Consider the following 9,802-nt stretch of genomic DNA (forward strand, 5'->3'; position numbering starts at 1 on the left):
GGAGAGGTGGGAGGGAACCGATCGCGGGGCGAGGCGATCGGGAGGGCTCACGAAAGGCGCCCCGGGGCGCCGGGAGGAGCTCCCCCACCCGAACACACCTCGAACACGAGTACGCCCCTCCGAAGGCCGGGGAAAGCCCTTGCCGACCCCTCGGCGCGCCGACCCGGGGTGGGCCCCGCCCCGGGAAACGCCGAACGGCCGGTCCGGGACGCCCGAGGGGCGACCCGCGACCGACCGTTCGCGAGTGGGAACAGCGGACCGGTGGTCCGCCGCGATCACTTGACCTCGACGGAGGCGCCGGCGCCCTCGAGGGCTTCCTTCGCCTTGTCCGCGGCGGCCTTGTCGACCTTCTCCAGGACCGGCTTCGGCGCGCCGTCGACCAGCTCCTTGGCCTCCTTCAGACCCAGCGAGGTCAGCTCACGCACGACCTTGATGACCTGGATCTTCTTGGCGCCCGCGCCGGCGAGGATGACGTCGAACTCGTCCTGCTCGGCCTCGGCCTCGGCCGGGGCACCGGCGGCGGCACCACCGGCGGCGGCGACGGCGACCGGGGCGGCGGCCTCGACGTCGAACTTCTCCTCGAAGGCCTTCACGAACTCGGAGAGCTCGATGAGGGTCATCTCGCTGAACTGCTCGAGCAGCTCGTCCTGGGACAGCTTCGCCATGATGGCGCTCCTTCCAATCGATGGGGCGGTGCCAGGCCCCCCGGGGGGATTCGGTGGCACCGGGTGGTTGTGTCGGCGGGTCTGCGCCCGCCGGGCCGGTTCAGCTCCCGCCGATGGCGGGTGTCACTCGGCCTCGGCGGGAGCCGGCGTACCGGCACCGCCCTGCTCGCTCTCGACCTTGCCGCGCAGCGCGTCCGCGGTGCGGACGAACTTCGACAGCGGGGCCTGGAAGGTCGCCGCGGCCTTGGCCATGGACGCCTTCATGCCGCCGGCGAGCTTGGCCAGCAGCACCTCGCGGGACTCGAGGTCCGCAAGCTTGTTGATCTCCTCGGCGCTGAGCGCCTTGCCGTCGAGGACGCCACCCTTGATGACGAGGGCGTCGTTCTCCTTGGCGAAGTCGCGCAGCCCCTTGGCGGCCTCCACCGGGTCACCGGTGAGGAAGGCCACCGCGGTCGAGCCCTTGAGGAACTCGTCGAGCTGGCCGATACCGGCCTGGTTCGCGGCGATCTTGGTCAGCGTGTTCTTCGAAACGCGGTACTGGGCGTTCTCGCCGAGCGCCCGGCGCAGGTTCTTCAGCTGCGCCACGGAGAGTCCGGTGTACGCGGTCACGACGGCGCCGTTGGAGTTCTCGAACTTCTCCTTGATCTCCGCGACGGCCGCGATCTTGTCGGGGCTTGCCATGAACCTCTGCCCTCCTTCCGGGTTGTCGGGACCGCACGGAAGGAGATCGGCGCATCACGCGAGAAAAGCCCCGGCGCGGGCGCACGGGGCTTCGGCGGGCACTGCGCCTCCTCGCGGGGGCGCGGCCACATGCCGTCCTCGGTCACCTGCGCCGGTCGTCCGCGTGAGCGGATCCTTCGGCCGACGGGACGGGCCCGACGGCAACCAGCGGTCTCTGGCTTCGGGGGAAGCGTACGGGAGCCGGGCGCGTCACGGCAAATCGGGCCGGATCCGGCGGCGGGGCGCCACGGTCACACGGAAGCGCCCCGGGGGCGGGGGACGGTCGTCCCCCGCCCCCGGGGCGGTGATGCGGGTGGTCGGCGCGCGGGTCGCGCCGAGCCGGCCGGCTCAGTAACCGCCGGTCATCCGCCCGAAGTCCACGACGTCCGCCTCGGCCGGGTGGTCGAAGTCCAACGCCACCCCGTAGTCCTTGTAGACGGTGGAGTTGAGGACGTTCATGCCCTCCGCGATCATCTCCATGTCGATCCGGACCGGGAAGTCGTTCTCGTCCACCCAGATGCTCAGGTCCACCGTCTCGGTGCCGGCGGCGGCCAGTTCGGCCCGCATCTCCTCCAGCTCCTCCTCGGTGAGGACACCGGTGGAGGGGTCGGCCTCCAGCAGCTCGTCCATCGTCAGGGTGCCGGTGTACAGGTCTGCCGTGACGCCCTCGATCTCCTCGGTGCCCTGGTGCTCCAGGGACGGCGTCTGGAGCAGCAGGCCCATCTGCTCGGCCGGGCTCTGCGCCATCCGCTCGGCCTGGTCGAGCTGGGCGAGCATCTGCTCCAGCTCGGCGTCGTTGCCCTCGGCGGCGGCGGCCTCCAGGTCCATCTTCACCCAGGACGCCCCGTCCAACTCGGCCTCGAACATCGGGCCGCCCATGTAGAGGATGTTGTCCAGCCACCGCATGTTCATGGTGGCGTTCTCCTGCCCCATGAGGGCACCCAGCTCACCCATGTCCATGGTCACGTCCATGGCGACGGGGTCCCAGCCCATGACACCGACCAGGCCCAGGACGAACTCCTCGGCACCGTCCGACATGGTCATGGTGGTCTCGAAGGCCACGGTCTCCGCCTCGGACGCCTGCTGCGCGGAGGCCTGCAGTGCGTCGAAGATCGCCGAGCGGGAACCGGAGGCGGAATCGTCCGACCCCTCGTCGGAGCCCTCGGTGCCCTCGGTCGCCGCGTTGTCCGCGCGCTCCGGGACGTCGTTGTCGTCGTCGCCGCCACAGGCCGCGGTGACGGCCACCAGACCGACGGTCACGGCGCACAGGGCCGCCTTGCGAACGATGCGCATGATCGAAGCTCCCCCGGGAGTCTCTCGCCGGGCACGGCGTCTCCGCGCCCGGATACCTCCGCCGCTCCCGCCGGGCCACGACGGCACTTCTGCGCGCCGGCGCCGCGGCGCCCCCGGAAGCGGTGAGGTTCAACGACGGTATCCCGGGAGACCGACACGAAAGAACGTCTGCCCCCGTTCTGTGGCAGAACGGGGACAGACGTGAGGAAACCGTGGCCTTACCGCGCCCGGGCCACCGGCGGGCGGACCGCCGGGACGGACGCGATCGACTCCGGAGGGGCTCAGACCCCGACCGGCTCCTCGGCCAGGAGGTTGCGGGTCCGGTTGCCGTCCAGCGGGATACCGGGGCCCATGGTGGTGCTCAGGGTGGCCTTGCGGATGTACCGACCCTTGGCGGCCGACGGCTTGAGCCGGTTGATCTCCTCCAGCGCCGCGGCGTAGTTCTCCACCAGCTTGGTCTCGTCGAAGGAGGCCTTGCCGATGATGAAGTGGAGGTTCGCGTGCTTGTCGACGCGGAACTCGATCTTGCCGCCCTTGATCTCCGTGACGGCCTTGGCCACGTCGGGGGTGACGGTGCCGGTCTTCGGGTTCGGCATCAGACCGCGCGGACCGAGCACGCGGCCCAGACGGCCGACCTTGCCCATGAGGTCCGGGGTCGCGACGACCGCGTCGAAGTCGAGACGACCGCCGGACACCTCGTCGATCAACTCGTCGGCACCGACGATGTCGGCGCCCGCGGCACGCGCGGCCTCGGCACGGTCACCGGTGGCGAAGACCAGGACCCGGGCGGTCTTGCCGGTGCCGTGCGGGAGGTTCACGGTGCCGCGCACCATCTGGTCGGCCTTGCGGGGGTCGACACCCAGCCGCATGGCCACCTCGACGGTGGCGTCGAACTTGCCGGAAGCGGTCTCCTTCGCGAGCCGGACGGCCTCGAGCGGCGCGTAGAGACGCGTGCGGTCGATCCTGTCCTGGGCGCTGCGATGGGCCTTGCTGCGCTTCACTGTCTCTCCTCTGTGGTCCGGCGCCCGGTGTCGGGTTCAGCGGCGCGATCGCTGTCGCACCGTCGCCGGTTCGGTTGGTCGTGGGGAGTCGTGGTACGGGCCGCGCGAGCCCTCCCACGGGGGATGTCGGGGATCAGCCCTCGACGGTGACGCCCATGGAACGGGCGGTGCCGGCGATGATCTTCTCCGCGGCGTCCAGGTCGTTGGCGTTGAGGTCTTCCATCTTGGTGGTGGCGATCTCGCGGACCTGCTCGCGGGTGATCTTCGCGACCTTGGTCTTGTGCGGCTCGCCGGATCCCTTCTCCACGCCCGCGGCCTTGAGGATCATCCTCGCGGCCGGCGGGGTCTTGGTGATGAAGGTGAAGGAGCGGTCCTCGTAGACCGTGATCTCCACCGGGATGACCCAACCGCGCTGCGACTCGGTCGCGGCGTTGTAGGCCTTGCAGAACTCCATGATGTTGACGCCGTGCTGACCCAGCGCGGGGCCGACCGGAGGCGCCGGGTTGGCGGCACCGGCCTGGATCTGGAGCTTGATCAGCCCCGCGACCTTCTTCTTCTTGGGAGGCATGCTCGTCTCCGGGTCCTAGTGGGAGTGTCGAAACCCCCGGCCGGCGAAAACGCCCGCACGGAGGCATACCGCACAACGATAACGGGTACGGCCCGGGGCGCGAAATCTCCGCCGACCGGGGCCACCGCCACCGGGAAGCCCGAAGCCCCGGCCGGGAGCGGCGTGAACGCCGCCGGGCGGGGCCCGGTGGGTGCCGGACCCCGCCCGGGGCGGGTGCCTCGTGTCCGGGCGGGCCGCGCACGACGCGGCCTCTCCCGGCGACGGGTCAGTTCTTCTGGATCTGGTCGAAGCTCAGCTCGACCGGGGTCTCGCGGCCGAAGATCTCCACCAGGCCCTTGACCTTCTTGGAGTCGGCGTTGATCTCGTTGATGGTGGCCTGGAGGGTGGCGAAGGGGCCGTCGGTGACGGTGACGGAGTCGCCGACCTCGAAGTCCAGGACCTGCACCTCGACCTTGCGGCCGGGGACCGGCTCCCCCGCCGCGGCGGCCTCGGCCGCGGCCTTCTGCTCCGCCTCGGGGGCGAGCATCTTGACGATCTCGTCGAGGGTGAGCGGGTAGGGGTCGTAGGCGTTGCCGACGAAGCCGGTCACGCCCGGCGTGTTGCGCACCACGCCCCAGGACTCGTTGGTCAGCTCCATGCGAACCAGCACGTAGCTGGGGAGCTTGTTCTGGCGCACGGTGCGGCGGTCGCCGTTCTTGATCTGGACGACCTCCTCCTGCGGCACCTCGACCTGGAAGATGTAGTCCTCGACGTTGAGCGAGACGGCACGCTGTTCGAGGTTGGTCTTCACCCGGTTCTCGTAACCGGCGTAGGTGTGCACGACGTACCAGTCACCGGGCAGCAGGCGCAGTTCCTCGCGCAGGACCGCCACCGGGTCCGGCTTCTCCTCGGCCTCGGCAGCCGCCTCGTCCCCGGCGGACTCCTCGCCGGTGGCCTCCACGGCCTCCACCGCCTCCTCCTCGACACCCTCCGCGTCGGGGGTGTCGGCGGTCCCGTCGCCGGTGGGAAGGTCGATCCGCTCGGGAGTGTCCACCGCACCCGCGCTGTCGCGCGCGGTGTCGTCGCCCCCGGCGGTCGCGGCGGCCTCGTTGGGGTTCAGGTCAGACACGGTAGCTGCTTCTTCCTGGCGTCACGTGGGTGGGAACGGCCGACCCGCGCGGGCTCCGGCGTCGCCGGAACTCTCCCGGAACGACGGGGTCCCGACCCCCGGGCCGGACAGCTCAGCCGAAGACGTACTCGATGATCCGGCCGAATCCCCAGTCAAGCACAGTCAGGATCCCGATCATCACCAGAACGAAGACGATCACCGCCACGGTGTAGGTCGTCAGCTGGTGGCGGGTGGGCCAGACGACCTTCCGCAGCTCGGCCACAACCTGGCGGTAGAACAGGGCGAGACGGCCCAGTGGGCCGCGCTTGGCACGACGCCCTCGGCGACCGCCCTCGGCGCCCTCTCCGCGGGGCTCCGGTGCCTCGACGGAGTCCGTGATCCCAGCCACTCGTCCTCACCCGATCCCGGTCATGGTCGTGGCCGCCCGGACCGGCCGGGCGGCCTGTACGTCGCGATAGCAGGGCCGGAGGGACTTGAACCCCCAACCGCTGGTTTTGGAGACCAGTGCTCTACCAATTGAGCTACGACCCTTTGTGCGGCACAACCTACCCCATCGGCGGGGATCTTCCGATACCCGCGCCGGTGACTCCCGGTTGGGGCCGACGATCGACGAGTGTACGTGGTGGAAGCCGTCGCGTCGAACGCCTTGTGCCCCGGGAGTGCCCGGATGTCACCGCGGGACCGCGCCCCGACCGCCCGGGGCGCGCCCCGGAAAACCCCGGCGGCCCGCGCGGACGGGTGAATCCGGGGGCCGTGCCCCGGGTGCCCCACCGCTCCCGGGCGCCCCGTCGTCACCGGTCCCGTCACCGGTCCCGGAACGGCACGCAAGCCCCCGGGGACCGGCCGATGGCGCTCCGGTCCCCGGCCCGGCGTGGGCCGCCCGCTCACCCCGCCCCGGCCCCGTGGGCGCGCCCGGCCGTCGGACCCCGGTGCGTTCCGGGGGTCCGGACCCGGGACGATGCCGTTATGAGTGCCGCATCTGCCAACGGACAGTCAGCCGCTTCGCCGACCGGGCGCCGGGTCTCCGCCCGGGTCGGCGCGATCTCCGAGTCCGCCACCCTCGCCGTGGACGCCAAGGCGAAGGCCCTGAAGGCCGCCGGGCGTCCGGTGATCGGCTTCGGCGCCGGTGAGCCGGACTTCCCGACCCCGGACTACATCGTCGAGGCCGCCGTGGCCGCCTGCCGCGAGCCGCGTTTCCACCGCTACACGCCGGCGGGCGGCCTGCCGGAGCTGAAGCGGGCGGTCGCGGAGAAGACCCTGCGCGACTCCGGCTACGAGGTGGACCCCGCGCAGGTGCTGATCACCAACGGCGGCAAGCAGGCCATCTACGAGGCGTTCGCCGCGATCCTGGACCCGGGCGACGAGGTCATCGTCCCGGCTCCCTACTGGACCACCTACCCGGAGTCGATCCGGCTGGCGGGTGGCGAGCCGGTGGTGGTCACCGCCGACGAGACCACCGGGTACCGGGTGACCGTCGAGCAGTTGGAGGCGGCCCGCACCGAGCGCACCAAGGTGGTGCTCTTCGTCTCGCCCTCCAACCCGACCGGCGCGGTGTACCCGCGCGAGCAGGTGGAGGCGATCGGACGCTGGGCCGTGGAGCACGGCCTGTGGGTGCTGACCGACGAGATCTACGAGCACCTGGTCTACGGGGACGCGGAGTTCACCTCGCTGCCGGTGCTCGTCCCCGAACTGCGGGACCGCTGCCTGGTGGTCAACGGCGTCGCCAAGACCTACGCGATGACCGGCTGGCGGGTGGGCTGGATGATCGGCCCGCAGGACGTGGTCAAGGCCGCCGCCAACCTGCAGTCGCACGCCACCTCCAACGTCTCCAACGTCGCCCAGGCCGCCGCGCTGGCCGCCGTCTCCGGCGACCTGGACGCGGTGGCGACGATGCGCGAGGCGTTCGACCGGCGGCGGCGGACCATCGTGCGGATGCTCAACGAGATCGAGGGCGTGGAGTGCCCCGAGCCGGAGGGCGCGTTCTACGCCTACCCGTCGGTCAAGGGTCTGCTGGGCCGGGAGATCCGGGGGAAGCGGCCGGCGAGCAGCGTGGAGTTGGCCGAGCTGATCCTCGAGGAGGTCGAGGTGGCGGTCGTGCCGGGCGAGGCGTTCGGCACCCCCGGTTACCTGCGACTGTCCTACGCGCTGGGGGATGAGGACCTGGTGGAGGGCGTCTCGCGGATGCAGAAGCTGCTCGCCGAGGCGCGCGACTGACGGACCCGGGGCCTCCCGGCCCCTCCCCCCGGTCCCGTCCGGCTCGCCCGCCCCGGGCACGGAGCGTTCCCCGCTTCCGTGTTCGGGGCGGCGCCCGTTCGGGAGGCGGGACTTTCACCCGGACGCCCCGATGGGGCAGTATCCGGAGATGGCGAGTGTTCGTGACGTCCGGCTGTTGCCCAAGACCCATCTGCATCTGCACTTCACCGGCTCCATGCGGTCATCGACCCTGCTGGAGTTGGCCGACAGGTACGGGGTGCACCTGCCGGACGCGCTCAGCGGAGGTGAGCCGCCGAAGCTGCGGGCGACCGACGAGCGGGGCTGGTTCCGCTTCCAGCGCCTGTACGACATCGCGCGGTCCTGCCTGCGTTCGGAGGAGGACATCCACCGCCTGGTGCGGGAGGCCGCCGAGGAGGACCTGCGCGACGGGTCGCGGTGGCTGGAGATCCAGGTGGACCCCACCTCCTACGCGCCCCGTCTGGGCGGGCTGATCCCGGCGCTGGAGATCATTCTCGACGCGGTGGACGCCGCGCGGCGGGAGACCGGCCTGGAGATCCGGGTGCTGGTGGCGGCCAACCGGATGAAGCACCCGCTGGACGCCCGCACCCTGGCCCGGTTGGCGGTGCGCCACGCCCACCGGGGGATCGTCGGCTTCGGGCTGTCCAACGACGAACGGCGCGGCTTCGCCCGCGACTTCGACCGGGCGTTCGCCATCGCCCGTGACGGTGGCCTGCTGGCGGCTCCGCACGGTGGCGAGTTGGCGGGTCCGGAGAGCGTGCGGGACTGCCTGGACGACCTGGGCGCCGGGCGGGTGGGGCACGGCGTGCGGGCGGCCGAGGACCCCCGGTTGCTGAAACGGCTGGCGACCTCCGGGGTGACCTGCGAGGTGTGCCCGGCCTCCAACGTGGCACTGGGCGTGTACGAGCGGCAGGAGGACGTGCCGCTGCGGAAGTTGTTCGAGGCGGGGGTGCCGATGGCGCTGGGGGCGGACGACCCGTTGCTGTTCGGCGCGCGCCTGGCCGATCAGTACGAGATCGCCCGGCGGGTCCACGGCTTCACCGACGAGGAGTTGGCGGAGTTGGCCCGCCAGTCGGTGCGCGGCTCCACCGCGCCGCAGGACGTGCGCGAGAAGCTGCTGATGGACATCGACGCCTGGTTGGACTCCTGAGCCTTCGGGTCCCCGCCGGGACGGGGGCCCGGGCTCCGCTCAGAGCTCGACGCCGACCGTCACCGGCTCGTTGACCAGGGTGACGCCGAATGCCTCCCGCACTCCGGCGCGCACCTCGCGGGCGAGCGCCAGCAGATCGGCGGTGCGCGCCCCGCCCCGGTTGGTCAGGGCGAGGGTGTGCTTGCCGGAGATTCGGGCCGGGCCGTCCCCGTACCCCTTGGTGAAACCCGCGCGCTCGATGAGCCAGGCGGCGGAGGTCTTGGTCAGCCCCTCCCCCGCCGGGTACAGCGGCGGGGCGACGTCCGACCCGAGCCGCTCGACCACCCGGCGGCGGAAGGCGGCCAGGGTGTCCTCGTCGAGGATCGGGTTGGTGAAGAAGGAGCCGGCCGACCAGGTGTCGTGGTCGTCGGGGTCCAGCACCATGCCCTTGCCGGCGCGCAGCCGCAGCACACCGGCGCGGGCCTCGCCGATCGGCACCCGGTCGCCCGGGGAGACGCCGAGCAGACGGGCGGTCTCGGCGTACTTCAGGGGCGCGGAGAGCCCGCCGGCGTCCTCCAGCTCCATCCGCACGCGCAGCACCACCCAGCGGTTCGGCTCGGCCTTGAAGCGGCTGTGGCGGTAGGCGAAGCCGCAGTCGGCGGCGGAGAGGGTGACGACCTCGCCCGCGGCGCGGTCCAGGGCGACGACCTCGGTGAGCACGTCGGCGACCTCCTGGCCGTAGGCGCCGACGTTCTGCACGGGGGTGGCGCCGACGGAGCCGGGGATGCCGGCCAGGCACTCGATACCGGCCGGCCCGGCGGCCACGACGCGGTCGACCAGGGCCGCCCAGTTCTCCCCGGCGGCGACCTCCAGGCCGGTGCCCTCGAGGTGGACGCCGGTGGAGGCGACGCGCACGACGGTGCCGTCGAAGCCGTCGTCCGAGACGACGAGGTTGCTGCCGCCCCCCAGCACCAGCAGCGGGGTGCCGTCGGCGTCGGCCTCGCGGACGACCCGGACGATGTCCTCGTCGCTCTCGGCCGTGACGAGCCGGCGGGCGGGGCCGCCGAGGCGGAGGGTGGTCAGCGG

The 9,802-nt window shown here is 71.9% G+C and carries 10 protein-coding genes and 1 tRNA gene; 2 read left to right on the forward strand and 9 right to left on the reverse strand.

Features of this window, described 5'->3' with window-relative positions:
* Nucleotides 1-275 precede the first annotated feature (275 nt).
* The 8 genes from rplL to FNQ90_RS05045 all read right to left on the reverse strand — a co-directional run bounded on the left by rplL (nucleotide 276) and on the right by FNQ90_RS05045 (nucleotide 5,886).
* Nucleotides 276-665: a 50S ribosomal protein L7/L12 gene (gene rplL, locus FNQ90_RS05010; protein ID WP_143620198.1), complete on the reverse strand. Its 390-nt coding sequence runs from the start codon at nucleotides 663-665 to the stop codon at nucleotides 276-278.
* A gap of 123 nt (nucleotides 666-788) precedes the next feature.
* Nucleotides 789-1,346: a 50S ribosomal protein L10 gene (gene rplJ, locus FNQ90_RS05015; protein WP_143620200.1), complete on the reverse strand. Its 558-nt coding sequence runs from the start codon at nucleotides 1,344-1,346 to the stop codon at nucleotides 789-791.
* 387 nt (nucleotides 1,347-1,733) lie between these two features.
* Entirely contained in the window at nucleotides 1,734-2,678 is a 945-nt protein-coding gene (locus tag FNQ90_RS05020; RefSeq protein WP_143620202.1) for a hypothetical protein, read from the reverse strand.
* 281 nt (nucleotides 2,679-2,959) lie between these two features.
* Entirely contained in the window at nucleotides 2,960-3,679 is a 720-nt protein-coding gene (rplA, locus tag FNQ90_RS05025) for a 50S ribosomal protein L1 (protein WP_143620204.1), read from the reverse strand.
* A gap of 133 nt (nucleotides 3,680-3,812) precedes the next feature.
* Entirely contained in the window at nucleotides 3,813-4,247 is a 435-nt protein-coding gene (rplK, locus tag FNQ90_RS05030) for a 50S ribosomal protein L11 (RefSeq protein ID WP_143620206.1), read from the reverse strand.
* Nucleotides 4,248-4,512: 265 nt separating this feature from the next.
* Nucleotides 4,513-5,355 (reverse strand): transcription termination/antitermination protein NusG, encoded by an 843-nt coding sequence (gene nusG, locus FNQ90_RS05035; protein ID WP_182605151.1) that lies wholly within the window; start codon nucleotides 5,353-5,355, stop codon nucleotides 4,513-4,515.
* A 112-nt stretch (nucleotides 5,356-5,467) separates the two neighbouring features.
* Nucleotides 5,468-5,734, reverse strand: coding sequence for a preprotein translocase subunit SecE (gene secE / locus FNQ90_RS05040; protein ID WP_323379783.1), 267 nt, complete (start codon nucleotides 5,732-5,734; stop codon nucleotides 5,468-5,470).
* A 79-nt stretch (nucleotides 5,735-5,813) separates the two neighbouring features.
* Nucleotides 5,814-5,886: transfer RNA gene (locus FNQ90_RS05045), tRNA-Trp, on the reverse strand.
* A gap of 435 nt (nucleotides 5,887-6,321) precedes the next feature.
* On the opposite strand from FNQ90_RS05045, the gene FNQ90_RS05050 reads away from it, so the two are divergent.
* Nucleotides 6,322-7,569 (forward strand): pyridoxal phosphate-dependent aminotransferase, encoded by a 1,248-nt coding sequence (locus tag FNQ90_RS05050; protein WP_182605152.1) that lies wholly within the window; start codon nucleotides 6,322-6,324, stop codon nucleotides 7,567-7,569.
* 148 nt (nucleotides 7,570-7,717) lie between these two features.
* Nucleotides 7,718-8,737: an adenosine deaminase gene (locus FNQ90_RS05055; RefSeq protein WP_182605154.1), complete on the forward strand. Its 1,020-nt coding sequence runs from the start codon at nucleotides 7,718-7,720 to the stop codon at nucleotides 8,735-8,737.
* Nucleotides 8,738-8,776: 39 nt separating this feature from the next.
* Here the strand turns inward: FNQ90_RS05055 and FNQ90_RS05060 are convergent.
* The coding region (locus tag FNQ90_RS05060; protein WP_182605153.1) for a UDP-N-acetylmuramate dehydrogenase at nucleotides 8,777-9,802 on the reverse strand (1,026 nt) is incomplete at its 5' end.

This window comes from Streptomyces alkaliphilus, from assembly GCF_014141535.1.
GTDB lineage: Bacteria > Actinomycetota > Actinomycetes > Streptomycetales > Streptomycetaceae > Streptomyces > Streptomyces alkaliphilus.